Genomic DNA, 26466 nt, shown 5'->3' on the forward strand with positions numbered 1-26466 from the left:
TCAGTTCACTCTCAAGCCGGAGCATCCTCGCCGCCCTCGAACAACTGGATCGGAGCGCCAGGCATGATGGTCGAGATCGCATGCTTGTAGACTAGCTGCGAGTGGCCGTCGCGCCGAAGCAGCAAGCAGAAATTGTCGAACCAGGTGACTATCCCCTGCAGCTTTACCCCGTTGACCAGAAAGATCGTCAGTGGCGTTTTTGTTTTACGAACGTGATTTAGGAAGGTGTCTTGTAGGTTTTGTGCGCGGTCTGCCGCCATTGTTTTTGTCCCGCCGTCTTGTGCTTCTTTTTATTAAGCCGGTTGTTGCTCTCTCGCGGAGCCTGCCCCCGACCTGCCGGCCCACCCTGAGATCCCCCTCCGGTCGGCTTGGCAGCACGATTAGAGGGTACGCGGGGTTAATAGGCAAGCCGGTTCGGGCGCCACCGGCGCGGAACCCAGTGGCCATTCTCTGCAAGTGTCCGGAAAGAGATAAATATTCCCAAGCAGATGCATGGATCGGAGAGACACCATTGGGTTGGGCGCGCGTTCGATTCGTATCGCATAAGAGATTCAATCAGCCTCAGCCAACGCCCAGCGCCTTGAGCTTGCGGTGCAGCGCCGAACGCTCCATGCCGACGAATTCGGCCGTACGCGAAATATTGCCCGAGAACCGGCTGATCTGCGCGATCAGGTAGTCGCGCTCGAACACTTCCCGCGCCTCGCGCAGCGGCAACCCCATGATGTGCTCGCCATTGTTGCTGGTCGGCATCGCCGGCACCATCGAGCCGACATCCTGAGGCAGCATATCGGCTGTGATGATCGCTTCCGGACCGCCGCCGGCCAGAATCATGACGCGCTCGACATTATTCCGGAGCTGGCGGACGTTGCCGGGCCAGACATGGGACTGCAATACCGCCATTGCGTCCTGGCCGATCTGCCGTTTCGGCAAGCCCGTCGCAGCCGATATCTGATCCATGAAATAGTCGATCAGTTCGGGAATGTCCTCGCGGCGTTCCGACAGCGGAGGAACACGGATCGGCACCACGGACAGTCGATGGTAGAGATCCTCGCGGAAACGCCCTTCCGCGATCTCCTCCTCCAGATTGCGCGCGGTCGAGGAGATGATTCGGACGTCAACATGAATCTTGGCGGCGCCTCCTGAGCGTTGGAAGGTCTGATCGACCAGCACGCGCAGGATTTTGTTCTGGGTTTCGCGCGGCATGTCGGCGATCTCGTCGATGAACAGCGTGCCGCCGTGTGCCTCTTCCAACGCACCAGGCTTGCGCGGCTGCTCGCCGTTCGTCTGCTCGATGCCGAACAACTCGACTTCCATCCGTTCCGGGGTGATCGCCGCGGCGTTGATGACGACGAACGGGCCTTCTGCACGGCTCGATGCATTGTGCAACGTGCGCGCTGCCAGTTCCTTGCCCGAACCGGAAGGGCCGACGATCAGGATACGGCTGTTGGCCTTGGCCGCGCGGTCGATGGTCTGGCGCAATTGGTTCATGCAGGCCGAGCGTCCGGTGAGAACGCTCGCGGTGGGAGCCAGTTGCTTGAGTTCCTTCACCTCGCGCTTGAGGCGCGAGGTCTCCAGCGCCCGCGTCGCTACCAGGATCAGCCGGTCGGACTTGAAAGGTTTTTCGATGAAGTCATAGGCGCCGCGCTTGATCGCTGCCACCGCGGTCTCGATGTTGCCGTGGCCGGAGATCATCACGACCGGAACGTCGGCATGCTCCTTCTTGATTTGCTCGAGCAGTTGCAGGCCGTCGAGCTTGGAGCCCTGCAGCCAGATATCGAGAAACACCAGATGCGGGCGGCGGTTGGCGACCTCGGCCAACGCCGAATCGCTGTCGCGTGCGGTGCGGGTATTGAAGCCTTCGTCTTCCAGGATGCCCGCAACGAGGTCACGAATATCGGCTTCGTCGTCGACAATCAGAATGTCACTGGCCATGGGTTACACCTGCCTTGTCAGCTGCCTGTTGCGGCTTCGGTTTTTGTTTCATCATTGGTCGCGGATGCCGCCTTATTGGTTTCGTCAATCTGTGGTTTTGCCTCCGCAGCCGGTTGCTTCGCCTCGGCCTTCGGCGCATGGCCGGATACGGCGAACCGCAGCCGCATCCAGGCGCCGCGCTGTCCGGGGCGGAAATCGGAGGCGTCTTTGAGTTCGATGCGGCCGCCATGGTCTTCCAGGACGCGGCCGACGATGGCGAGCCCGAGACCGGTGCCCTTCTGGCGCGTCGTCACATAGGGCTCCAGCAACCGCGCGCGGCTCACCTTCGGCAGGCCGATACCGTTGTCGATTACGTCGATCACGATGTCGGCGTTTTCGCGCGCGGCGATGACGTCGATGCGTCCCTTGCCGAGTTCTTCCGGCGGCACCTGCTCGATCGCCTCCGTCGCGTTCTTGATGATGTTGGTCAGCGCCTGCGAGATTAGCCGGCGGTCGAACTGCGCGCGCATCGGGTCCTGCTTGATATCGGCCTCGATATCGAGATCGGGATGCCCGACCTTCATCAGAAATACCGCCTGCCGCACGGTATCGGCGACGTCCTCACCTTCCATGACGGGCTTTGGCATGCGCGCGAAGCGGGAGAATTCATCAACCATCCGCCTGATGTCGTCGACCTGTCGCACGATGGTTTCGGTACATTGTTCGAAGATGTTCTTGTCTTCGGTGATGACCTTGCCGAATTTGCGGCGGATGCGTTCTGCCGAAAGCTGGATCGGCGTCAGCGGATTCTTGATCTCATGGGCGATGCGGCGCGCGACGTCGCCCCACGCCGAGGTACGTTGCGCGGAGACGAGCTCCGTGATGTCGTCGAGCGTGATGATGTAGCTATCGCGCGAGTGGCTGGTCTGCTCGGCGCTGACACGGACCGACAGGTTGCGCTCATGGCCGTCGCGCATGATCGTGATCTGGCCCTGCACCAGGCGCTGCGTACCCTCGCGTGCGGTCTTCATCATGTCGTCGAGCTCGGGCAGCACGTCCGACAGCGGATGGTCCAGCGTCTCGGATTCGGCGTGGCCGATGAGTTTCTCGGCCGAGCGGTTCAGAATTCCGACGCTACCCGAGGCGTCGACGCCGATAATGCCGGCGCTGGCCGAGGACAGCACCGCCTCGATGAAACGACGGCGGCTGTCGATCAGGTCCGAGGCGCTGACCAGCTCGTCGCGCTGGGTGCGCAATTCGGCAGTCATCTTGTTGAAGGTCTCGCCGAGTTGGGCGAGGTCGCCCTCGGATTTATGGACCGGCACCTGGACATGCAGATCGCCGGTCGAAACGATATTGGCCGCGCTCATCAAGTTGCGAATTGGCGCCACCAGCCAGTTGGCGAAATTCAAGCCGATCAGCACCGATGCGGTCAGGATCGTTAGCGCAATCACAGCGAACATCAGCGCGAAAGTGACTTGGATACCGAGTCTTCGGGATTCGATCGCGGCGTATTCCGCTACGTTGGCCTGGGTCTGCTTGAGTTGGCCGACCACCCGCGGATCGAGCAGACGGGCGACGTAGAGGAACGTATCGCTGAACGCGCGCAGACGAATGACCGCGGCGACGTAGTTCTCTTCCGGGAAGACTGCGATCTCCGGCTTGTTTTCATCGACATTGCTGAGGAAGTCCTGCGGCGGCGTCGTGAATTCCTGCCGAATACCGGTCTGTGCGGTCTCCAGGACATTGCGATCCCTGTCGATCAGCATTGCACCTGGCAAATTGCGTGCTGCAGCACTTGCCGTCAGCAATTCGCGAAACGTGCTTCGGTCCTGGTCGAACAGCGGCCGCGCATTGGCGATATCGTTGGCCATCCCCAAAATGTCGCCATTGATCAGGGAGGCGTGCTCATTGACATAGGCATGGGCAACGTTAAGCGAATTCTCGATCGCCGCTCGCGTCGGTCCCGAAAACAGCCGATCGAGACCACGATCGAGGGTAACATTGGCGATGATGGCAACCAGCACCGCTGGCAGTACGGCGATGATCGAAAACAGACTGACGATCTGCACATGCAGCCTTGCCGCCGCCCGGCCTCGGCGCCGTGCCTGGATCACCTGCCAAATCTCGCGGATGATGATCCCGACCAGCAGCAGGATGGTCGCCGTGTTGATCAGCAGGAACGAATAGACGACGTGGCGGGTCGGCTCGATCGGCGTCAGGCCGCTCAGGACGATGAAGGTCAGGAATGCCGACAGCAGCGCGATCCCGACCGCAAACGGCGCCACCCATTTCCGCAGGATCCCCCCTCCGGATTCGGTACGTGATGGATCGAACGGTGGTGCCGAGGTGTCTGCGGTGGTCATTCCGGCAATCGGTGAGCTGAAAGAGCTTAGGCCCGCCTGTTGCGGACTGATGCATTCATATCACAATGTTGCTGAAATGCGGCATCAGTAAGATGCTCGTCTTTTCAATCGCTTACCGCAATTCTCTTCCGGCAAGTGGTAAAATTGCCAAAATACCGAATCGCCAATGCGGTCCTCACTTTACATGCGATGCCGAGACTGCTCGCAGGCTCGCGGCGAGAAGCGGACTGAGTTCGTGCGAAATGGTGACGCATCGGAGAGGCTGGCATCGGCAAGCTTTGTCGCAGAATCGGACAAGGCATGGGGGATTCGGGAAAGACGCGCAAACTGTCCTGCGCCAGAAACGTGCGTCAACGTTCGAATCCGAGGTTCCGTCCTGCCCAAGTTCCCGAGTGGCCTTGCCAGCCCCGCATCCATCGTCGCCGTCATGAAGCGGGTAGCCGGTCTTCCGCCAAAGGCACGTGCTAGCTTTGCCAGGGGCCGATGCGTTCGCGGCACTTACGCCCCATCGGATCAGACCAAGGAGATCACGAAATCCTGTAGCTTCACCAAGCCATCGCGCGTGCTGGCGCGCTTCTCGGTGGAGGGAGGCCTGGACACGACCGACCTGTTGCTGCGCGGCTTCAGCTTCCGGCTCGGCAGCGATGGCCAGCGCTCGGAAATCTTCACGCAGAGCGCCCCGGTTCATTTCGCGAGGACGCTTGACCAGATGCTGGCTTTCCTCCGAGCGCGCATTCCAGGACCGGACGGCAAGCCGGACGTGGATAGGGTCGAGGCATTCTCAGCCGCCAATCCCGAGACGCTGCATCAGGCAAACTACATCGTCGCGCATCCGCCGCCCGCAAGCTTTGCCTGCACAACCTATTGGGGCGTGCACGCGTTTCCCGCGACGAATTCAAAAGGTGAGACACGGTTCATCAAGTTCAAGGTCACGCCGGTCGGCGAACAGGCGACGCAGCCCGAGGCCGGGGCCAAGGCAAAGCCTGCCGAGCTCCTGCACGACGACCTCGAATCCCGGATCGCGGCTCGCGATATGAGGTTCAGCGTGATGGCGCTGCTGGACCGTCCGGGCGACCCCGTCATGGACGTGACCATCCGATGGCCCGATGAGGACGGACGCGAGGCGGTGCGGCTGGGAACGATCGTGATCACCGGGGTTGAAGCAAACGATGCGTGCGACGAACCCGTCTTCAACCCGGCAACCCTGGCCGAAGGCATCGGTCATCCGCCGGACGAGATGTTTGCGGCCCGCCGCGCCGCCTACGCTATCTCGCAGACAGGGCGTCGCTGAGCGGACGAGGCTGCTGCCGTGGCTCCGATCACGTTTCGCTTTCCGGCGCGCCCGGCCTTTCGCGGCGCCACACTCCCGGGCTGACGCCGATCACGGAGGTAAACACCCGCGTGAAGTGGCTCTGATTGGCGAACCCCGCTGACACCGCAATTTCGGACAGCGGCAGGTCGCGAACTGTCATCAGCTGCTTGGCCGCCTTCACACGCTGGCGCAGCAGCCACTGGTGCGGCGGCAGGCCGGTGGAGATGCGAAAGGCGCGCGAGAAGTGACTGACCGAGAGATCGAATTCAGCCGCGATCTGTTGCAGCGAAAGCGTCCCCCCGAGGTCGGATTCGAGTCTTTCGCAGGCGCGCTTGACCTGCCACGGCGCAAGGCCGCCGCGCGCCGATTCGGCGGGGCGCCGCAGTCCGCCATAGGTCTGGGCAACGTGCGCGGTGAGCGCGAGCATCATGTGATCGATGAAAAGCTGGTTGGCCTCGGACGGCCGCCGTAATCCTTCCAGGAACGAGGCGCCGATATGACGGATGACCGTGTCGTCGTGGCCGACGCCGATCTCACACGCAAGATCGCCAATGCGCGGCGCGCCGGACTGTTCAGCGATGCGGTCGAGCGCCGAGCGCGGAAGATGGAAAAACAGGGAATGAAACGGCTTGTCGATCACATAGCGCGGATCGCGCTTGAGATCGTACAGATAGGTTGCGCCGGCCCGGACATCCCTCTTCATGATGCACTTGCCGCGCTCCCAGAGCTCGCAGTCAGGATAATCGTGAAGCTTCAGGCTGACGAGAAAGGCATCCTCGGATGTCAGCGAGCCGGACAGGCCGGGCACCGGGTTATCGTCGCGGGTTTCGGTGACCGCAAGTTCGACGCCGCGCAGTGAACGCGTGACCAGCGACGGCGGCGCATCCTTCAGGTGCAGGAATTTCCCGAGCCTCGCGCCGAACGCGCCCGCCTGTGCCATATGCGTCGATCTCACTTGTGAAGTCGGAAAGTGCCGCTCATCGCGGTCAGGCGAAATGCATGCATATTATCTGCTTTCGGCGCGCGGCCGTCTACGACGTTTGGCGAGGCCGCTACCTCCTTAGTTTTGTGACGTAAAGCTCAACAGCTTGCTCTGGAGTGGCAGCGCTGTTGTCCATTCGCAACACTCCCGCTCAAGTACACGCATTGGTAGCGGCCGATTGCCTCATTCGGCAGCAGAGGCCGACCACTGCGCTTTCGTTGAGCGCGACTTTGGTCACAAACGCTTGATGACCGCTTGCAGCAAGATCAGGCAAAGCACGGCCGCTTTGGGAAAGACCCCATAGCTCTACGCGCCTAGAACGCGCACCGAAAGCTCGCGACGCTTGGCGGCATCAATACCGGCAGACAAGAAGCAACGGCTTCGCGTCAGCACCGCAAGTCAGGCCCGGCGGCGCGAGTGAAAGGTCCCCCCTGAAGCGAGCAACTGCCATGAGCAAGCCGATCCTGCGCAATTCTTCGGAAGTGAATTTCCAGACCGCGTCGGACGCGGATTCTTCGCCGATTTCCGAGTCCCGTGCTGCCGATGCGGAGATGGCACGCGTGCTCCACACCAAACCACTCCGCATGGCTTTGGACCCCTCCGGTGCTGGGATCGCCCACTGGAAACATGAGCCATTGCACGACGTCGTCGAGCCCATGAGCCAACACGTCATTATGGCTTACAACGGCTCGGTTCAGCGCATGGAGCGGCGGTCAGGAAGATCGGTTGCCATTGGAACGTTTCGTCCCGGGGTTCTGATAATCATTCCGGAAGGATCAAGCTCCCGATGGGATATCCCGAAACCGGTTGATGTCGTACAGCTCTATCTGCCCCACGCAACGCTCAAGCGGGTTGCCGACGAAGCCGGCATCGCCACATCGACCAATCTCGTGGAGCGAACGGCGCATCCCGACCCCATCACATCCCGATTGCTCCTGAGCGCGGCGGATGTCCTTGGGGGCAATGAGGCCCTGGATGCGCTGTTCAGGCAGCAACTGACGGACCTCCTGGCCACGCGTCTGCTGGCTGCGCACACCGGCTCGCCAACCACGATCCAGCCGACCATGGGTGGGTTGTCGCCGAAGGTCCTGCTTCGTGCCATCGAACGTTTGCGCTCGGACAGCGATGCGGACGTCTCGCTCGCTGCGCTCGCGTCAGATGCCGGACTGTCGCGCTTCCACTTCTGCCGCGCCTTCAAGGAAAGCACCGGGCTTTCGCCGCATGCCTGGCTGCGCCAGCACCGGCTCGAGCAGGCCATGAGCATGCTGCGCGACACTGACACATCGGTCGTCTCGGTCGCAGCCGCGCTTGGCTATTCCTCCCAGACCGCCTTCGCTGCGGCGTTCAGGAAGATGACCGGAGAGACACCGAGCGATTGGCGGCGACGCATTCGGTAACAGCAATCGCTCTACAGGTACGGCAATCGCTCTGGGGCAGTCGCAAAGCTAATTCGCTAAATCAACGTTACGCCCAACGCCGACACCGGATGGAGACAAACGATGGCCTGGATGAACGTCGTTAACCCCTTTGCAATCGCACCGCGGCGGAGAGTCGTCGCGACCGCTCTCATGTACGGACTTTCGTTGAGCGTTCGCTTCACCTCGGCCGCGGGCGAAGAAACGGAAGTTCCGGCACATGCCGTCCAAACCGCCAACCCTGTCAGTTCCATCATCTTCTACAAGGACTGGCCCGCGAAGCCCGCTCCGTTGATGGCCTTTCAACGCGGCTCGCTCTTGGGATCCGGAGGCTGCCGAGCGGCATGTGAACGCCCCATGCCAATGCCGCTAATGCTGGACTGCCCCGCACCGTAACAGCCGGGATTCGTTTCACATCATCTTTGCGTCATCGGTCGCAAGAGGTTTACCGCCAATGCAGAGCGGCGGCGGTGACGTGCGTACGTTCGAGAAAATTCAACCCACAGGAGCAAACACATGCGACTTATCATCATTGGCGCCGGCTTCGCCGGCATGTACGCCGCACTTTCCGCTGCCCGCCTGCGCGACATCCGAGGCGTCTCACCCGAGGATCTCGAAATCGCGCTGGTTGCGCCAGAGCCAACGCTGGTGGTTCGCCCGCGGCTCTATGAATCGAAGCCCGAGACCCTGACGGCGCCGCTGCTCGATGTCCTCAACGCCATCGACGTTGTCTACGTGCAGGGCAACGCCGAAGCGATCGACACCAAGGCTCGCGTGGTGCAAGTCGCTACGGCCAAAGGCACCCGAAAGACTCTCTCCTATGATCGCTTGGTTGTGGCTACCGGCAGCCGCCTGTTCCGCCCGAATATTCCCGGTCTTGCCGAGCACGGCTTCAGCGTCGACCAACTCGACGACGCGATTGCCCTCGACCGGCATCTGCAGAGCCTGGCCAATCGTCCGGCAATCAACGGGCGCGACACGGTCGTCGTCGCCGGAGGCGGTTTCACCGGCATCGAAGCGGCAACCGAGATGCCCGCGCGGCTTCGTGCGGTCCTTGGTAACGATGCCAAGCCGCGCGTCATTATCGTCGACCGGAACAGCGCGATCGCTCCCGACATGGGCGCGGGTCCCCGCCCCGTCATTGAGGACGCCCTGCGCAAGCTCGGCGTTGAGACCCGGCTCGGTGCCGGCGTCGCGTCGCTCGACAAATCCGGCGTCACGCTTTCCGATGGCGAGCGCATTGAAGCCGAGACCGTGATCTGGGCGGCGGGCATTCGTGCCGCCCCGTTGACTCAGCAGATTCCCGCCGAGCGCGACAATTTCGGCCGGCTGCTTGTCGACCGGGATTTGCGCGTGCCGTCGGTGGATGGCGTCTTTGCCACCGGTGACGCCGCTCGCGCAGCATGTGACGATATCGGCAATTACGCGCTGATGTCGTGCCAGCACGCCACGCGGATGGGCGCCTTTGCCGGCAACAATGCCGCCGCCGAACTGCTGGGCGTTCCGACCAAGCCATATCACCAGAAGGGCTACGTCACCTGCCTCGATCTCGGCGAAGCCGGTGCGCTGTTCACCGTTGGCTGGGAACGCCAGGTCAAGATGGTCGGCGACGTCGGCAAGAAGACCAAGCAGGAAATCAACACCGTCTGGATCTATCCGCCGCGTGCCGAGCGCGCTGCCGCGCTGGCCTCTGCCGATCCGGAGCGTGTGACTGACGTGAGTGGCTTCTTCTAGACCCTTCACGCGAAACGGGCCGCGCTTCTCGCTGGCTGCGCGGCCTGCTCAACCGAGACCAGCCAGTAGCCTTGAACATGAAACAGGAGACGAACATGAGCCTAACAAACACAAGCCTGGCCAACACCTCACACCCCGGCGGACCGGGCCCTAACGAATTGGTTCCGTCGCGCTACGCGGTGCGGGTCGGCGACATTGACGTGCTGGTGGTCAGCGATGGCGTGCTAACGCTCCCAACCGCAATGTTGGCCCACAACATCGACCCGGCCGTCCGGGCGACCTGGCTGAAAGACATGTTCCTGCCGCCGGACGCCTACGATTGGGCGCTGAACGTGGTCGTGGTGCGTAGCGGCGACCGGACCATACTCGTCGATGCTGGGCTTGGGCTCGACCCGGACTTGCACTTGCCGCGGGCCGGGCAATTGATCAAGCGACTGGAGGCCGCCGGCATCGATCTTGCGTCCGTGACCGACGTGGTGCTGACCCACATGCACATGGACCACATTGGCGGGCTGCTCGTCGACGGGGTCAAGGAACGGCTACGTCCGGACCTGCGGATCCACGTGGCGGCCGCTGAGGTCAAATTCTGGGAGGCGCCCGATTTCTCCCACGTCTCCATGCCGCCGGGGTTCCCGGACGCGCTTCGATCGACCGCCAAGCGGTTCGTGAAAGAGTACCGCAGCCAGCTGCGGCCGTTCGAGGAGGAGTACGAGGTAGCACCGGGAGTGGTCGTCACTCGCACCGGCGGCCACACCCCCGGGCACAGCGTGGTCCGCGTGGCGTCCGGCGGCGACCGGCTGACGTTCGCCGGAGACCTCGTGTTCGCGGTCGGGTTCGAGCACCCCGAGTGGTACAACGGGTTCGAACACGACCCCGAGGAGTCGGCTCGCGTTCGTATCAGTCTTTTGCGGGAACTGGCCGAGACCGGTGGGCTGCTGGTGGCCACTCACCTGCCGTTCCCGTCCGTCGGCCATGTGGCAGTCGACGGCGACGCCTTTCGTTGGGTGCCGGTCTTCTGGGACTACTGACCGCACGGTCCGAACGAGAGGCGCCTCGTAAGCGCTTCATTCGATACGGGCCGCGTTACCAGCGCCGGAGCGCGGCCCGCTTACCCAAAATCCTCTTGGAGCTCGACCACACGGTGCGCAACTAGGTTTGAAGTCTACCGATGCGGCCGGCTTTTCCAGCGCCGGAGCGCGGCCCGCTCACCCAAAACCCTTTTGGAGTTCGACCTCTCGCTCGACTTCGCCTCGCCGGCGCAACTTGGCGGCGCCGTCGCTTTTCTGTGCTCGGCTGCGGCGGACCAGATCACGGGCACCGCAATCTCGGTCGACGGCGGCTGGACCGCAAGGTAGGCGCGGCGAATGAGCGGTCGCTTCAGCGAAAACAACTGTTGCAGGAGGAGTCGTGGTGCATCTTAACAAGAGGAAGGTGGTCGGCTTGTTGCTGTGCCTCAGCGCCGTCGCGGTCGTGGCCGGCGGATGGGTCTATACCCATTCAAACGGGACGTTCACCGACAACGCCTACATTCGTGGCGACATGACGTCGCTCGCGCCGAAAGTTGCGGGCTACGTCACGGCCGTCGAGGTGCAGGACAATCAGACCGTTCGGGCCGGTGACATTCTTTTCCGGATCGACGACCGCGACTACCGCGCACGCCTTGCGCAAGCCGAGGCCAATGTCGAAGCCGCCCAAGCCCGCCTCACCAATGTCGATGCGGAGACCCAACTCCAGCATGCCCTGATACGGCAGGCCGAAGCTCAAAGACTTGCGAGCGTGGCCGAGATGAATCTGGCCCGCAAGGCCTCCGATCGCCGCCGTGAGTTGATCCGCACCAACGCCGTCAGCCAGGCGCAGGTCGATGAAAGCGATGCGGCGCTATCGAGAACCGAGGCGGGCGTGTCGGCGGCGTCGGCAACGGTGGAGGCCCAGCGGCAACGCATCGCCGTCCTTGCCAGCCAGCGCGAAGCTGCAGTTGCTGCAGTGGCGCAGGCGCACGCCGCACGCGATCTCGCCCAGATCGATCTCGACCACACCGTGGTGCATGCGCCGGTCGACGGCGTCGTCGGCAACCGCCAGGTCCGCGTCGGCCGGCTTGTCGCACCGGGTACCTCCCTGCTTGACATTGTTACGGTCAAGAACGTGTGGGTGGTGGCGAACTTCAAGGAAAGCCAGATCGAACATATCCGGCCAGGACAGCGCGCCCGCATCACAGTGGACGGCTATCCGAACCAGACGATTGAAGGCGTGGTGGACAGCTTTGCGCCCGGCAGCGGATCTGCGTTCACCCTGCTCCCCACTGACAACGCGACGGGGAACTTCATTCGTGTCGTTCAACGCGTGCCTGTGAAAATCCGCTTCGCCAGAAATCCATTGCCCGGTCGCGTCGTGCCCGGCCTGTCCGCGCGTGTCGAGATCGATCGAGGAAGCGGCACATGACCACCGCGATCGCCGACGCCACGCCAGGCTATGACAGGCGCGCGGCAGGAAGTATTCTTGTCGCCGGCATCGTGCTCGCCACTCTGACGGAAGGGATCGCAAGCACCGTCCTGTCGCTCGGGCGCAACGACATCATTGGCGACACCCATGCGACTCCCGACGAGTTCGCCTGGCTGGACATCGGATACACCGCAACAAAGCTGATCGGGTTCATGGCCGCCTCCTGGCTCATGACGCGCACCAGTCCGCACCGCCTGATCATCGGTTCGACGCTGGTCATGGGCACGGCCTGCGGCATCGCCGCCATTACATATCGGCTGGACCTGCTGATCGCGCTGCGTATCATACAGGGCTTCTCCGGCGGCACTTTGCTTGTTGCCGGGCAGTCGATGATTTTTCTCGCCTATCCACGATCCTGTCAGCCGATCCTGCAGGCGCTGTTTGCGATGGGATCGGTCGTCGCTCCGGCAACTATTGCCCCCGCTCTTCAGGGATGCTTGATCGACAGCCAGTCCTGGGCATGGATTTTCTTCGGCGTTGTTCCGATTGCCCTCGCCGCTATCGGACTTCTGTTAATCGCGGACGATCCGAGACCCGTTGCGACCTCGCGCCTTCCGTTCGACTGGACCGGCTTCTTGCTGATCTCAGTCACATTCTTCTGCTTCACCTATGTTCTCAACCAAGGCAGCCGATGGCGGTGGTTCGAGGAGCCTCGCATCGTGTGGCTGACTCTGATCGGCGCAGCCGCTCTGCTGGCCTTTCTTGGCCAACAGGTGATGGCCAAAAGCCAGGGCATGCTCGATTTCACCTTGTTCAAATCGCACGATTTCTCCTTCGCTTTCATCGTCAGTTTCGTCGCCGGTGCCGCCTTGTTCGGCAGCGCGTTCCTAATCCCGTCGTTTGCCGTGTCCGTTCTCGCGTTCACGCCTACCGATGCCGGCCAGCTGCTGCTGCCAAGCGGCGCGCTTTTCGTCGGCGCGCTCCTCGTGGCCGCCTTCCTCATGCAGGTCCGCGGCGCTCCGCCGATCGCCACCGTGCCCTTTGGCATCCTGATGATCATGGCGGCGATGTGGATGCTGTCCGGCTCGACCAGCGAGAGCGGTGCCGACGACATGATGGTCGCCATTCTGCTGCGCGGCTTCGGACTTGGCTTCCTCTTCCTGTCGATCACCCTGATCGCTTTCAGCGAGCTCAACAACCGCAACCGCGCAGCCGGCATTGGTCTCTTCAATGCGGGCCGCCAGCTCGGCGGCCTCATGGGGGTCGCCGGGCTCCAGACAATGATCGACCACAATGTCACCGCCAATGTCACGGTGCTTGGCGCGAGTGTCACCGCAGGCGTTCCTGCAGTCAGCGAGCGGCTGACGACGATGAGCACGATTCTCGCCGCACGCGGGATGGACGGTGTGGCTGCAGGCCGGGCTGCGATCGGCCTGTTGGGCCGAACGATCACCAGTCAGTCCACAGTGATCGCTTTCGACACCGCGTTCGCTGCAGTTGCCCTGCTTTTCGTCATCGCCGCGCCCGTGCTGGTCACCATCAAGATCGCCTTGGCCCTGCACGCAAGATGCGTGTGAGGCAGTTAGTCCGAACCGAGGAGCTGCATATGATTCATCCTGCGCCGAAGCCCACTCGACAAGACAATGCGGCATCGGGCCCAGACGCTCGCGCCGACATCGTGCTGGCAGTCAGCGAGGCTCTCGCTCATTCGAGCGGCGCGCCGGCCGACCTCGATAGTATCTTGGATCGAAGCGGATACTCAAAGGAAGACATTCTATCCGCTTTCGAGAGCATCGACGATCTCATCGTCGCGATCGCCGAACACAAAGCCTCCCTGATATCGCAGCCCCTGGTGAGGAGATCGCGTCCTGGCTCTGTAGACGACGTACGCGAGACCCTTATCGCATTCGGACGCGTTGCCTGGAAGGAATATTCGACCACCCTGGTCGGGTTCATTCGAATGATGATGACCGAAGGTGCACGCAATCCTGCCCTCAAGAAGCGGGTGCACGAGGCTGGTCAGGCGACCGTCACCCTCAAGCTGCGCGAGTTTCTGTCGGCAGCAAATGAACGGGGGATTCTGCCGATAACTGACGCTCAGCTGTATGCCGAGCAATTGCTGGGGCTGCTGAGGGAACCGCTCTACCAGGCACTCATGCTGAGCCCCGCAATGCGCCAGGAGGCAGCAGCCGCCGACCGCGTGAGAGCCAGCACCGAAGGCTTCATTCATGGATGCGCGAGCGTGAGGAGCATTACCCGATGAGCGCAGCTAACGATATTGTCCAGTCGAGGCGGTCCTGGCCGGGGCGAAATAGAGAGAGCCCTTCAAGACTGAATGTTGTCGGCGATGTCCCGCCAGACTTGGCGAACAACGTCGACGAGAATGGATCCCTGGTGACCGTCGATGCCGCCGACTGGATCATCTGTTTCGTGCCCGGCCTTCGACGACAGTGGTGGCATCGGTTCGTCCATCGCAGGCACAAGCACGTCTTTGGCATGCGACCGACGGGCACGGGGAGCTGGCTGCTTGTCGAGCCGTGGTGGACGCGCATGATGGTGACGATCTTGCCGCCGGCCGATGCCGTCAGATTTCTGCGGTGGGGTGCGACGGGCGACATCCTTCGCGTGCGCGAAGCGGTACCAGGCAGGGCGAGCCAGATTCGCGGCTGGTCCAACTGTGCGGTTCTCTCGGCGTTCCTGCTGGGACGATCGAGCTGGGCATGGACGCCACACGGTCTCTACCGGCAGCTGCTCCGGGAAAAGTCGACACGACGCGAGAATGTTCAGCAACTTCTCGTCGACCAGTTCACCAAAGTCGTCAGCCAGTACTCGTCCAACGCACTGAGTGTCGGTGCCGACCAGCTTTCCCTGCCGTTAAGGGAATTGCTCATCATCATTGGACGCAATCTTCTCGAGACGATGATGACACCGTCGTTGCTTGAGGTTTGTTACACAGCCATCCTCGAAGCGGACCGCTACCCAGACGCGACGCAGGCCTATGCGCAACATGGCCCTACGCCGGCAATCGCGGTGCTTACAAAAATTCTCGCGCAAGCGAAAGAGGCCGGCGAAGTCGATCTCGCGGATTGCGAAGCCGGCGCCCGCCAGTTTCTCGGAATGCTCCACGGAAACGTTCATCTGGAAGCTGTGCTTCAACTCGGCGAGATACCGACGCTTTCCGAGATCGACAAGCGCGCCCGCACCGCGGTGAAAGTCTTTCTCGACGGCGCCGAGCCTGACGAGACGTCAATCCTCGCACGAGGAGCCTTAACGGCGTGAGGGTCATCGCACAATGCATGCCGCGCGACACTGACGCGTCGGTCGCGACGGCGCTTGGTATGCCTCGCAGAGCCGTCACCACGGCGTCCAGGCGGCTGACCGGCGAAACCCCGCAATTGACGAAGGCGCGCGCTAGCATTGCAGCGAGGCGGCCGATGCAATCCCTAGCCGCCGCTCCGGTAGACCTGAATGTCGAGATCCCTGATCTTCTTCCGGAGCGTGTTGCGGTTGAGACCGAGCAGGTCGGCCGCGCGAATCTGGTTGCCGCGCGTGGCCGCCAGCGCCGCGGTGAGCAGCGGTACCTCGATTTCCTTGAGGATGCGGTGGTAGAGGCCCGGCGGCGGCACGCCGTTCGGAAAGCCTGAGAAATGCGAGGACAGGTAGGCCTCGACCGCGCCTCCGAGGTTTTCCACGCCCATTGGGGCGTTGCCGCCCGAGGTGACCGCCGGCGGCGCCAGCTCACCATCGATCACCGACGCCGTAATGACGTCCTGCGGATAAAGCGCGGCCAGCCGACGCGCGAGGTTTTCGAGTTCGCGCACGTTGCCGGGCCAGCGGTGCTGCTTGAGCCGTTCCAGCGCCAAGGTGTCGAGCTTCTTCGGCGGCAAGCCGTCCTTTTCGGCGAGCGAAAAGAAATGCCGGATAAGATCGGGCAGATCCTCGATCCGCTCACGCAACGGCGGCAGGCGCAGCGGCACCACGTTGAGGCGGAAGAACAAGTCTTCCCGGAACAGGCCCTGCTGAATCAGGATGCGCAGATCCTTGTTGCTGGCCGCCACGATCCGTACGTCGGTCTTGATCGGGGTACGCCCGCCGACTGTGGTGTATTCGCCCTGCTGCAGCACCCTCAGCAGCCGCGTCTGTGCTTCCATCGGCATGTCGCCGATCTCGTCGAGGAACAGCGTGCCGCCTTCGGCCTGTTCGAAGCGGCCGGAAGCGCGGGTATTGGCGCCGGTGAACGCGCCGCGTTCATGGCCGAACAACTCCGATTCGATCAGGTCGCGCGGGATCGCCGCCATGTTGACGGCGACGAACGGGCCGTTGCGGCGCTTGCCGTAGTCGTGAAGCGCGCGGGCAACCAGTTCCTTGCCGGTGCCGGACTCGCCGGAGATCATCACCGTGAGGTCGGTCTGCATCAGCCGCGCCAGCACCCGGTAGATTTCCTGCATCGCGGGCGAACGGCCGACCAGGGGGATCGAATCGAATTCACCCTCGTCCGCCGCGCTCGTCACCCGCTCCTTCGGCTCGGCCAGTGCGCGGCCGACGATGGTGATGAGCTCCTTGAGGTCGAACGGCTTCGGCAGATATTCATAGGCGCCGCGTTCCGAGGCCCGGATCGCCGTCATGAAGGTGTTTTGGGCACTCATGACGATGACGGGAAGGTTCGGCCGCATCTTCTTGATGCGCGGCAGGAGATCGAACGCGTTCTCGTCCGGCATCACCACGTCGGTGATGACGAGATCGCCCTCGCCCTGACTCACCCAGCGCCACAGCGTCGCGGCATTTCCGGTCAGGCGCACTTCATATCCGGCGCGCGAAAGAGCCTGGTTCAGAACCGTGCGGATCGCGGTGTCGTCATCGGCAACGAGTATGCTACCTGCGGGCATTGGTATTCCTCATCTTGCGTCCTGTGAGGCAGGCGGCAGCGTACCCGGAACGCCGTCGCGGTTGCTTTGGTCGAACTGTTTGGCGGGATTGAACATCGGCATCAGCACCCGGAACGTCGTCTTCCGCGGCTGGGATTCGCATTCGATGATGCCACCGTGATCGCCGACGATTTTGGCAACCAAGGCGAGACCCAGCCCGCTCCCGGTCTGCTTTGTCGTCACGAAGGGATCGAACAGGTTCGGCAGCAGGTCTTCCGGCACGCCGGATCCGTTGTCCTTGACGCAAAACTCCAGCGGCAACGACACCCGCGATTTCTTGCCCGGCACCGACAGGCGGACGCCAGGACGAAAGGCGGTGGTGAGCTGGATTTCCGCATCGCTGCCGAGATCGGCGACCGCTTCGGCGGCGTTCTTCACGAGATTGAGGAAGACCTGAATGAGCTGGTCCTGATTGGCCAGCACCGGCGGCAACGACGGATCGTACTCCTCGACGAAACGGATGTTGCGGGCGAAGCCGGACTGCGCCAGTCGTTTGACGTGGTCGAGCACGGAATGGATGTTGACCGGCCCGCGCGCCACCGGGCGGTCGTCGCCGAACACCTCCATGCGGTCGACCAGAGTGACGATTCGGTCGGCTTCATCGCAGATCAGCCGCGTCAGCATGCGGTCCTCGGATGAGGCCTGCTGCTCCAGCAATTGCGCTGCGCCGCGGATGCCAGACAACGGGTTCTTGATCTCGTGCGCCAGCATCGCGGCCAGCGCGATTACCGAGCGCGCCGCGCTCCGGTGCGTCAACTGCCGGTCCATCTTGTCGGCTATGGTGCGCTCCTGCAGCATGACAACAATGTGCCCCGGCCGCTCAGTGAGCGGGGCGACGTGCAGGTCGACCTGGCGATCGCCGCCGATGCGGGGCGTGCCGAGATCGACCTTGTATTCGTTGACGGGCGAGCCGCTCGATCGCACCTGCTCGATCAGCGCCAGCAGCGGGCTGCCGAACGGGACCAGCTCTTTCAGGGATTGCCGGCGCAGGAACTGCGTTGAGATCTCGAAGAAAGATTCAGCGGCGATGTTGGCGTCGACGATGCGGCCGTCGGGCGCCACCAGCAGCACCGGATTGGGCAGTGCATTGAGGATGGCCTCGCTCTCGGAGGGGACGGCGCGGCGATATTCTGCGGCTGAATTCATGCAGCAGCACTCCATGCGAAATCGTCGAACGCGTCCTGTAGTGACCGGTGAACGCGGTGCGGATTCTCCGACGTCAGAATCTTCTGCCGCCAGCCCTTCAGCGTCTCCGCCGGCGCCCGGCTGCACTGCGCCGCGACCTCCAGCGCCCAGCCGAGATGCTTGCGTGCATGCTTGAGCCCGATGCGCAGCCCGTAATGGCTGCAGATTTCGTCGTAGAGTGCGCGCACATGCGCGAGTTGTTCGGCCAGCGACGGCGCAGTCTCAGCCTTTCCGGTTTCAAGCCGACGGCCGATCTGCCCCGGCAGCCAGGGTTGGCCCTGCGCACCACGCCCGATCATCACGGCGTCCGCACGCGACACTTCCAGTGCGCGGACTGCCTGCTCGAATGAGGTGATGTCGCCGTTGACGACGAGCGGCACGGAAACCGCGTGCCTGACCGCGCGCACGGCGGCCCAATCGGCGACGCCCTTGTAAAATTGGCAGCGCGTGCGCCCGTGCACGCTGATCATCTGCACCCCGGCGGCTTCCGCGCGGCGCGCCAGCTCGGGTGCGTTGAGCGAGCGATCGTCCCAGCCGAGCCGCATCTTCAGCGTCACCGGCACCTTGACCGCCGCGATCGTGGCTTCGATCAGCTTGAGCGCATGATCGAGATCGCGCATCAGCGCCGAGCCGGACTGGCCACCGGTGACATGACGCGCCGGACAGCCCATGTTGATGTCGATGATGTCGGCGCCGGCGGCTTCGGCCACCCTCGCCCCCTCCGCCATCCAGTGCGCCTCGCAGCCAGCGAGCTGGACGACGTGAGGCCCGACACCGGCCGTCTCGCAGCGCAGAATCGACATCGGCCTGCCGTGCACGAGTTCGTCGCTGGCGGTCATCTCGGAGACGACCAGTCCGGCACCGAGAGTGGCGGCAAGGCGTCGAAAGGGGGCATCGGTGACGCCGGACATCGGCGCCAGAAGGACCCGGTTGGCGACAGCAATCTCGCCTATTTTCAACGGCTTAGAGCGTGAACTTTCCGGGCCGGTCACGGCGTTCTCTTGGTTAGGGCGGCGGCGTCATTGCAACCGTCGACGCATATTGTGAGCACAAATCTTGGGCAGTCAAGCTTCTTGCCTACACTTTAGACAGATCTATCATTTGCGCAAGTGCACTGCAACAAAAACTGCTTTTCCCACAGGTAGTGGGAATCGCTCTGTTTTTCCCTGTTCGGCGTGGTAAGGGCTGTGCGCCAGCGCACCCGCCCCCAATCAAACCCTGATCGTTCGTATTTGAGCACGATGCCCAGACCTGAGCGTACCGCAGCCATTCTCGTCGCCGCCGGACGCGGGCTTCGCGCCGGCGCCGGAGGACCCAAGCAATATCGCGAGATTGGTGGGCAGACGGTGATCTTCCGCGCCATGCAAGCGTTCAGCCGGCATCCAGATATCTTCGCCGTGCAACCGGTGGTGAATCCCGATGACACCGTCATCTTCAACGAAGCCGTCGCAGGACTGCGCCATCAACCTCCCACCAGTGGCGGAGCCACCCGTCAGGCCTCGGTGCATGCCGGACTCGAGGCGCTGGCTGCGGCGAAGCCCGACATCGTCCTGATCCACGATGCCGCGCGGCCCTTCGTGACCTCCGCGGTGATTTCACGTGCGATCGATGCCGCCGGTCGGACGGGCGCCGCCGTTCCGACAATTCCCGTCACCGATACGATCAAGCAGGTCAGTGATTCCGGTCACGTCGAGGCGACGCCCGAACGTGCATCGTTGCGTATCGCGCAAACGCCACAAGCGTTTCGCTTCGATGTCATTCTCGACGCCCATCGCCGCGCCGCGCGCGACGGCCGCAGCGATTTCACCGACGATGCGGCGCTCGCGGAGTGGGCGGGATTGACGGTGGCGACCTTTGAAGGCGATCCTGCAAACATGAAACTGACGACGCCTGAAGATTTTATTCGTGAAGAAGCCCGGCTCGCCGCCCAACTCGGCGACATCAGAACCGGCACCGGTTACGACGTGCACGCCTTCGGCGACGGCGATCATCTGATGCTCTGCGGCGTGCGCGTGCCGCACGTCAGAGGCTTTCTCGCTCATTCCGACGGCGACGTCGGCCTGCATGCCCTGGTCGACGCCATCCTCGGCGCGCTGGCGGATGGCGATATCGGCTCGCACTTTCCGCCGAGCGACCCGCAGTGGAAGGGCGCGGCGTCCGACAAGTTTCTCAAATATGCCGTCGATCGCGTCACCGCGCGGGGCGGACGAATCGCCAATCTCGAAGTCACGATGATTTGCGAGCGCCCGAAGATTGGGCCGCTGCGCGATGTCATGCGCGCCCGCATCGCCGAGATCACCGGGCTCAACATCTCCCGCGTTGCGGTGAAGGCGACGACCAGCGAACGGCTCGGCTTTACCGGCCGCGAGGAAGGCATCGCCGCAACCGCGAGCGCCACGATCCGCCTTCCCTGGAGCGAGTAACATGAGCGGCAGCGACGCCCGCGCCCTCGCCCGCTCGCTGCTTGATTTGTGCCGGATGCGCAAGCTGACGATTGCCACCGCGGAGTCCTGCACGGGAGGCCTGGTCGCCGGCGCGCTGACCGATATTCCCGGCTCTTCGGACGTCATCGACCGCGGTTTCGTCACTTATTCCAATGAAGCCAAGCGCGCGATGCTCGGCGTCAAAGCCTCAACGCTGACAACCTTCGGCGCCGTCAGCAAGGAAATCGCGACTGCAATGGCGGTCGGCGCGCTGGAAAAGGCCGGCGTCGATCTTGCGGTATCCATCACCGGTATCGCGGGTCCGGGCGGGGCCACGCCGGGCAAGCCGGTCGGCCTCGTACATTTCGCCGTTGCGTCGCGCGACGGCAAGATCCTGCACCGCGAATTCCGTTTTGGCGCCATTGGCCGCACCACTGTGCGCCAGCGCTCGGTAGTGGAAGCGCTGCGCATGCTGATGGAGCTGGCACGCGGACCGCAGCCGCCGGTCAAACCGCGACGCGAAACGATGAGCCGGCTACGCCCACGGGTGGCCCGTACGGCGCGGCGCAGTGCCGTTAAACGGCGCCGGCCGACGCGACCATAAATCAGTATCAAACCGCCGCGGCCAAAGCCTTAGCGCGTGTTTCGCTCAGCGAGCTCACCGGCGTCAACGCCTCTGGGCTGATCGAAAGCTCGATGATGGCCGGAAGTCCGCTTCCGACAGCCTCGTCGAACGCGCGCGCGAAATCCTCGGTACGCTCGACACATGCGCCGAAGCCGCCACAGGCGCGTGCCAGTGCGGCAAAGTCGGGGTTGGCCAGGTCGGTGCCGGAGACACGGCCGGGATACGCCCGCTCCTGGTGCATTCGGATGGTACCGTACATGCCGTTGTTGCAGACGATCACGATCAGCGGCAGCCGGTTTTCGACCGCGGCCATGAACTCCAGCCCGGTCATCTGAAAGCAGCCGTCGCCGGCGAACGCGATCACCATTCGCTCGGGGTGCAGCAGCTTGGCGGCAACTGCCGCGGGCAAGCCGTAGCCCATGGAGCCAGAGGTCGGCGCGAGTTCGGTGCGGTACTGCCGATAGCGCCAGAAGCGATGTACCCAGACGGCATAATTGCCGGCGCCGTTGCAGATGATGGCGTCATGGGGCAAGCGATCGCTCAAACCGCGCACGACCTGCGAGAGCTGCACGTCGCCGGGCGAGCGGGTCGGCTCGGTAAAGGCGAGATAGTCGGCATGCGCCGCCTTGACATAGTCGGCGCGCGATTGATGCTTCGGCTCCAGCCGCTTGATGGCGGCTGCAAAGGCCGCGCTGCTCGCGACCATGCTGAGCGTCGGCGAATAAACGCGGCCGATCTCTTCCGGATCGGGATAGATGTGAACTAATGGCTGTTTCGGCTTTGGAATATCGAACAGCGTATAACCGGACGTGGTGGCCTCCCCCAACCTCGCGCCAAGCGCGATCACCAGATCGCTGGTTCGGATACGGTCGGCGATTTTTGCGTCGAGACCGATACCGACATGGCCGCCATAGGCCGGATGCAGATTGTCGAAATAGTCCTGGCATCGGAACGACACGCCGACGGGCACTTCATGCGCCGACGCAAATGCTTCGAGATCGCGGCGGGCCTGATCGCTCCATCCGCCGCCGCCGACGATCAGGAACGGCTTCTTCGCCTCCGACAGCAGCGCATGGAATTGCCGCAAAGCGCCGTCATCGGGCGCGACCGGAATCGGATTATAGGGCGGCGCATCCGCCACCTCGGCGGTATCGGTGAGCATGTCCTCGGGCAGCGCCAGCACGACCGGGCCGGGACGGCCCGAGGTCGCGGTGAAGAAGGCGCGCGAAATGAACTCTGGAATCCGCCGCGCATCATCGATCTGGGCGACCCATTTCGCCATCGGCCCGAACATCTGGCGGTAATCGATTTCCTGGAACGCCTCGCGTTCCATCATGTCGCGCCCGACCTGGCCAAGCAGCAGGATCAGCGGCGTCGAGTCCTGGAATGCGACATGGACACCGGAGGACGCATTGGTGGCGCCCGGGCCGCGGGTGGCGAATACGATGCCGGGCCGTCCCGTCAGCTTGCCATAGGCATCCGCCATCATGGCAGCGCCCCCCTCGTGACGCGCGTTGATAAACCGCACGCGTTGACTCTGGTACATGCCGTCGAGGGCAGCCAGGAAGCTCTCGCCGGGCACGCCGAACACGGTGTCGGCGCCGTGCAAGGCCAATTGCTCGATGAGAATATGGCCACCGGTTCGAAGATTTGCGTCCATCGTCTTGTCCCTCCGTGTCGGGGATTACGGATTTGCGACCGGCTTAAAGACTGGCGTCGGCACCAGCAACCGGTTTCCTGCGAAATCAGATATGCCGCTGGGCATTATTGTTAGCCTTTCGGTCCTACCCGCGCGGCCACGCCGGTCACGGTCTCATAGGCCTTGATGACGGCGGTGCAGGACTCGCGGTCATGCCCGAGCAGCGCCGCCTGCCGGTAGGTCTGGTGCACGGCCTCGGCCATGAACCCGGGCAGGCCCGCCTCCTCCAGCCAGCGCGCGTAGTAGCGGACATCCTTGCGGGCGTTCGCCAACGACATCAGCGGGGTGAAGTCGCCATCGAGCGTGGCTTGGCCGTAGAGGTCGAGCATGCCGCTCTTGGCGCCTGCGGCCGAGATGATGCCGATGAGTTGCGAGAGGTCGAGCCCCTCCTTCGCCGCTAGCGCAAACCCCTCGCACCACGCCGCCACGTTGGCGAAGGCGATATAGTTGTGAATGAGCTTGAGGCGAATGGCGTGTCCGAGCGGGCCGATATGGAAAATGTTTTCGGCATAGAGCTCAAAATAGGGCCTGAGGTCGTCGAGCAGGTCGCGCTCGCCACCGAACAGCACGTTGACCTTGCCGGCGTCGGCGTGTTTCGGGGTTCGCGTCATCGGTGCTTCGGCATACCGGCCGCCGGCTGCCCGCACCATGCGGTCGAGCTTTGCGACCATCTGCGGGCTGCCGGTGGTGTGATCCACGATGACGAATCCCGGCGCCGGACCGGCGAGCAGCCCATCGCCGCAAGTCATCAACGCCTCGACATCCTCGGCTTCGTTGACGCAGATCATGACGATGCGGCAGTTGTCCCTGATCTCCTGCAGACTGCCGGCTGCCGTCGCACCAAAGGATGTGGCAACCGCCATAGCGGCGGGATTGAGATCGTAGGCGGTGACCGCCACGCCCTTGGCGACTAGGTTCTTGACCAGGCCGCGTCCCATTCCGCCGAGGCCGATAAAACCAACCCGTTCGAATGTCGTCATCTCTGGGCTTCCGTACTGTTGGAGGATTTGTTGGAGTGGTGCGATGCTCGGCCGATCGCGCCGACGTCTAGCCGGCTTTGGCCGGCCCCGCCCCTGGCTTGCCGTAAACCGCGTCCGCCCGCTTTTCGAACGCGGCGGCAAAACGCTGGAAGGCGGTATCGAACATCGTTCCCATCAGCATCGCCAGCATCCGGCTCTTGAATTCATAGGACAGGAAGAAACCGACGTCGCAGTCGGTTTCGGATTTCGGTTCGAACGTCCAGCGGTTTTCGAGATTGCTAAAAGGACCCTTCAGGTATTCGACCATGATTTTCAGGTTCGGCCGGTCCAGCGTCACCCGGCTGGTGAAGGACTCCCGCACCAGCTTGAACGATACCGTCATGTCGGCGACGACGACTTCAGTGCCGTCGGCTTTCTGTGTACGCTGCCGTATCCTCAGCGATTGGCACAGCGGCACGAATTCCGGATAGCGCTCGACATCGGCGACCAGATCGAACATGTGCGACGCGGTATGATGAACCCGGCGCTTGCTGGAAAAGCGAGGCATCGGACGCGCTCACCCGTGTAGCGCAGCCCGCGCCGCCCTGAGCTTGGCAAAATCCTCACCCGCATGATGCGACGAGCGGGTCAGCGGACTGGCCGACACCATCAGAAAACCCTTGGTATAGGCGACCTTCTCGTAACCCGCGAATTCGTCCGGCGTCACGTAGCGCATGACGGCGTGGTGCTTGCGCGTTGGCTGCAGATATTGGCCGATCGTCAGGAAATCGACGTCCGCGGAACGCAGATCGTCCATCACCTGCAGCACCTCGTGGCGCTCCTCTCCCAAGCCGACCATGATGCCTGATTTGGTGAAGATCGTGGGATCAATCTCCTTGACCCGCTGCAGTAGCCGGATCGAATGGAAGTAGCGCGCGCCCGGCCGCACGGTGAGATAACGCGCCGGCACGGTTTCCAGATTGTGGTTGAATACATCGGGCTTGGCTGCCGCGACCACCTCCAGCGCGCCTTCCTTGCGCAGGAAGTCGGGGGTAAGGATTTCGATCGTCGTGGTCGGGCAGCGCGCGCGAATGGCGCGAATCGTCTGCGCAAAGTGCTCGGCGCCGCCGTCGGCGAGATCGTCGCGGTCGACCGAGGTCACAACGACGTGGGTCAGCCCGAGCTTGAAGGTCGCCTCCGCGACATGTTCCGGCTCGGCGGCGTCGAGCGCGCCGGGCATGCCGGTCTTGACGTTGCAGAACGCGCAGGCCCGCGTGCAGGTGTCCCCCATGATCATGAAGGTGGCGTGCTTCTTGTCCCAGCACTCGCCGATATTCGGGCAGCCGGCCTCCTCGCACACCGTGACGAGGCCGTTCTCCTTGACGATCTTGCGCGTGTCGGCATAGCCGCGGGTGTTCGGCGCGCGCACCCTGATCCAGTCCGGCTTCGGCGGCGACAGCGCATCCGGCCGGTTCACCTTTTCGGGGTGACGCGGGCGAACCTGGTTCAGGGAAACGGTATCGACGAGCACGACCATGTTAAGTCCGGATATTGCGAGAACACTTAGCTAATCCGTGTTGCAGATGGCTGCAACTCTGTTGCGGAAAACCGCAGCCTAGCTCGCGGAACCTAGCAGGAACGTGCAAGATGTTGACGGTTTTCATCTGTTCCGCGAACGATTCTCACCTGGAAATGGCTCAAATCTCGAAGCCGGCCGATGCCGTCCCCCCTCGCCTCGGCAAGCCGCTGAAGCGCTCGTTTTTTAACCGCAGCGTGCATGAGGTCGCGCCCGACCTGATCGGTGCGACGCTCTTGCTCGACGGCGTCGGCGGCATCATCGTCGAGGTCGAGGCCTATCACCATCTGGACCCGGCCGCGCATTCGTTCCGCGGGCCGACGCCGCGCAACCGGGTGATGTTCGGCCCGCCGGGTTTTGCCTATGTCTACCGCTCCTATGGCATCCACTGGTGCGTGAACTTCGTTTCCGAGGCGGCAGGCTCGGCCAGCGCCGTGCTGATCCGCGCGCTGGAGCCGACTCACGGCATAACGGCGATGCGCCGTCGCCGTGGCCTGCAGGACGAGCGCGCGCTGTGTTCCGGCCCGGGCAAATTGTGTGAGGCGCTTGGGATTACGATCAAGCACAACGAACTGCCACTCGATCAGCCGCCGTTCGCGTTGCATGCGCGTGTGGGCAAACTCGACATCGCTGCCGGCGTACGGATCGGAATTACAAAAGCGGTCGAACTGCCGTGGCGCTATGGTTTGAAGGGATCGAAATTCCTGAGCAAGGCTTTCTGACAACGCGATTTCTCGTTCAGCCGTCATTGCGAGCGCAGCGAAGCAATCCATCTCGCAGCATAACGGAAAAGTGGATTGCTTCGTCGCTTCGCTCCTCGCAATGATGGGGTGGACGGCCCCCGAACGGCATCGATGTGCCAGACTGGCGATGCTGAGTCGAACCAGACAAGGGGACCGTCCATGACGAAGATTA

General features: G+C 63.0%; 23 protein-coding genes. 12 read left to right on the plus strand and 11 right to left on the minus strand.

The window, feature by feature from the left end; translation table 11 throughout:
* Positions 1-11: 11 nt before the first annotated feature.
* From hfq to IVA95_RS12210, 3 genes are all read right to left on the minus strand, one after another.
* Entirely contained in the window at positions 12-260 is a 249-nt protein-coding gene (gene hfq, locus IVA95_RS12200) for an RNA chaperone Hfq (protein WP_006020546.1), read from the minus strand.
* 301 nt (positions 261-561) lie between these two features.
* Complete coding sequence (locus tag IVA95_RS12205; protein ID WP_028346102.1) at positions 562-1932, minus strand: sigma-54 dependent transcriptional regulator; 1371 nt, start codon at positions 1930-1932, stop codon at positions 562-564.
* A 17-nt stretch (positions 1933-1949) separates the two neighbouring features.
* Positions 1950-4277, minus strand: a complete 2328-nt coding sequence (locus IVA95_RS12210) for a PAS domain-containing sensor histidine kinase (RefSeq protein ID WP_247510695.1) — start codon at positions 4275-4277, stop codon at positions 1950-1952.
* 376 nt (positions 4278-4653) lie between these two features.
* Between IVA95_RS12210 and IVA95_RS12215 the strand changes: the two genes are divergently transcribed.
* On the plus strand, positions 4654-5568 hold the full coding sequence (locus IVA95_RS12215) for a catalase (protein WP_247510714.1): 915 nt from the start codon (positions 4654-4656) through the stop codon (positions 5566-5568).
* 28 nt (positions 5569-5596) lie between these two features.
* Here the strand turns inward: IVA95_RS12215 and IVA95_RS12220 are convergent, their stop codons facing one another.
* On the minus strand, positions 5597-6529 hold the full coding sequence (locus tag IVA95_RS12220; protein ID WP_247510696.1) for an AraC family transcriptional regulator: 933 nt from the start codon (positions 6527-6529) through the stop codon (positions 5597-5599).
* 491 nt (positions 6530-7020) lie between these two features.
* Between IVA95_RS12220 and IVA95_RS12225 the strand changes: the two genes are divergently transcribed.
* The 8 genes from IVA95_RS12225 to IVA95_RS12260 all read left to right on the plus strand — a co-directional run bounded on the left by IVA95_RS12225 (position 7021) and on the right by IVA95_RS12260 (position 15438).
* Positions 7021-7968, plus strand: a complete 948-nt coding sequence (locus IVA95_RS12225) for an AraC family transcriptional regulator (RefSeq protein WP_247510697.1) — start codon at positions 7021-7023, stop codon at positions 7966-7968.
* Positions 7969-8502: 534 nt separating this feature from the next.
* Entirely contained in the window at positions 8503-9720 is a 1218-nt protein-coding gene (locus tag IVA95_RS12230; protein WP_247510698.1) for an NAD(P)/FAD-dependent oxidoreductase, read from the plus strand.
* Between the two features lie 95 nt (positions 9721-9815).
* The gene (locus IVA95_RS12235) at positions 9816-10748 is read left to right on the plus strand and encodes an MBL fold metallo-hydrolase (RefSeq protein WP_247510699.1); all 933 of its coding nucleotides are present in this window, start codon (positions 9816-9818) and stop codon (positions 10746-10748) included.
* 192 nt (positions 10749-10940) lie between these two features.
* Positions 10941-11075, plus strand: coding sequence for an SDR family oxidoreductase (locus IVA95_RS12240; protein ID WP_247510700.1), 135 nt, complete (start codon positions 10941-10943; stop codon positions 11073-11075).
* Between the two features lie 52 nt (positions 11076-11127).
* Positions 11128-12159, plus strand: a complete 1032-nt coding sequence (locus IVA95_RS12245; protein WP_247510701.1) for an HlyD family secretion protein — start codon at positions 11128-11130, stop codon at positions 12157-12159.
* Positions 12156-13736: a DHA2 family efflux MFS transporter permease subunit gene (locus IVA95_RS12250; protein WP_247510702.1), complete on the plus strand. Its 1581-nt coding sequence runs from the start codon at positions 12156-12158 to the stop codon at positions 13734-13736. The genes IVA95_RS12245 and IVA95_RS12250 overlap by 4 nt, the downstream gene beginning before the upstream one ends.
* 29 nt (positions 13737-13765) lie before the next feature.
* A complete protein-coding gene (locus tag IVA95_RS12255) occupies positions 13766-14422 on the plus strand; it encodes a TetR/AcrR family transcriptional regulator C-terminal domain-containing protein (protein ID WP_247510703.1) in 657 nt (218 codons plus the stop codon).
* The gene (locus tag IVA95_RS12260; protein ID WP_247510704.1) at positions 14392-15438 is read left to right on the plus strand and encodes a TetR/AcrR family transcriptional regulator C-terminal domain-containing protein; all 1047 of its coding nucleotides are present in this window, start codon (positions 14392-14394) and stop codon (positions 15436-15438) included. The genes IVA95_RS12255 and IVA95_RS12260 overlap by 31 nt, the downstream gene beginning before the upstream one ends.
* Before the next feature lie 164 nt (positions 15439-15602).
* On the opposite strand, the gene ntrC is transcribed toward IVA95_RS12260, so the two are convergent.
* From ntrC to dusB, 3 genes are read right to left on the minus strand one after another with little or no spacing between them, the layout of a single operon-like run.
* Positions 15603-17045: a nitrogen regulation protein NR(I) gene (gene ntrC / locus IVA95_RS12265; protein WP_247510705.1), complete on the minus strand. Its 1443-nt coding sequence runs from the start codon at positions 17043-17045 to the stop codon at positions 15603-15605.
* A gap of 9 nt (positions 17046-17054) precedes the next feature.
* Positions 17055-18230, minus strand: a complete 1176-nt coding sequence (locus IVA95_RS12270; RefSeq protein ID WP_247510706.1) for a nitrogen regulation protein NR(II) — start codon at positions 18228-18230, stop codon at positions 17055-17057.
* Positions 18227-19228 (minus strand): tRNA dihydrouridine synthase DusB, encoded by a 1002-nt coding sequence (dusB, locus tag IVA95_RS12275; protein WP_247510715.1) that lies wholly within the window; start codon positions 19226-19228, stop codon positions 18227-18229. Before dusB ends, IVA95_RS12270 begins: the two co-directional genes overlap by 4 nt.
* A 282-nt stretch (positions 19229-19510) precedes the next feature.
* Here dusB and IVA95_RS12280 point away from each other — a divergent pair, with 282 nt between their 5' ends.
* Positions 19511-20692, plus strand: coding sequence for a bifunctional 2-C-methyl-D-erythritol 4-phosphate cytidylyltransferase/2-C-methyl-D-erythritol 2,4-cyclodiphosphate synthase (locus tag IVA95_RS12280; protein WP_247510707.1), 1182 nt, complete (start codon positions 19511-19513; stop codon positions 20690-20692).
* Position 20693: 1 nt separating this feature from the next.
* Positions 20694-21296: a CinA family protein gene (locus tag IVA95_RS12285; protein ID WP_247510708.1), complete on the plus strand. Its 603-nt coding sequence runs from the start codon at positions 20694-20696 to the stop codon at positions 21294-21296.
* Positions 21297-21303: 7 nt separating this feature from the next.
* Here the strand turns inward: IVA95_RS12285 and IVA95_RS12290 are convergent, their stop codons facing one another.
* The 4 genes from IVA95_RS12290 to lipA form a co-directional block, all read right to left on the minus strand.
* Entirely contained in the window at positions 21304-22977 is a 1674-nt protein-coding gene (locus tag IVA95_RS12290; protein ID WP_247510709.1) for a thiamine pyrophosphate-binding protein, read from the minus strand.
* 110 nt (positions 22978-23087) lie between these two features.
* Positions 23088-23996, minus strand: a complete 909-nt coding sequence (locus IVA95_RS12295) for an NAD(P)-dependent oxidoreductase (RefSeq protein ID WP_247510710.1) — start codon at positions 23994-23996, stop codon at positions 23088-23090.
* 67 nt (positions 23997-24063) lie between these two features.
* Positions 24064-24543 carry a type II toxin-antitoxin system RatA family toxin gene (locus IVA95_RS12300; RefSeq protein ID WP_247510711.1) on the minus strand — a complete coding sequence of 160 codons (480 nt, stop codon included), beginning with the start codon at positions 24541-24543 and terminating at the stop codon, positions 24064-24066.
* 9 nt (positions 24544-24552) lie between these two features.
* On the minus strand, positions 24553-25512 hold the full coding sequence (gene lipA, locus IVA95_RS12305; protein ID WP_247510712.1) for a lipoyl synthase: 960 nt from the start codon (positions 25510-25512) through the stop codon (positions 24553-24555).
* Between the two features lie 155 nt (positions 25513-25667).
* On the opposite strand from lipA, the gene IVA95_RS12310 reads away from it, so the two are divergent.
* Positions 25668-26273, plus strand: a complete 606-nt coding sequence (locus IVA95_RS12310) for a DNA-3-methyladenine glycosylase (RefSeq protein ID WP_247510716.1) — start codon at positions 25668-25670, stop codon at positions 26271-26273.
* The last annotated feature ends 193 nt before the right edge of the window (positions 26274-26466 follow it).

It is taken from the genome of Bradyrhizobium sp. 157, assembly GCF_023073815.1.
Lineage (GTDB): Bacteria > Pseudomonadota > Alphaproteobacteria > Rhizobiales > Xanthobacteraceae > Bradyrhizobium.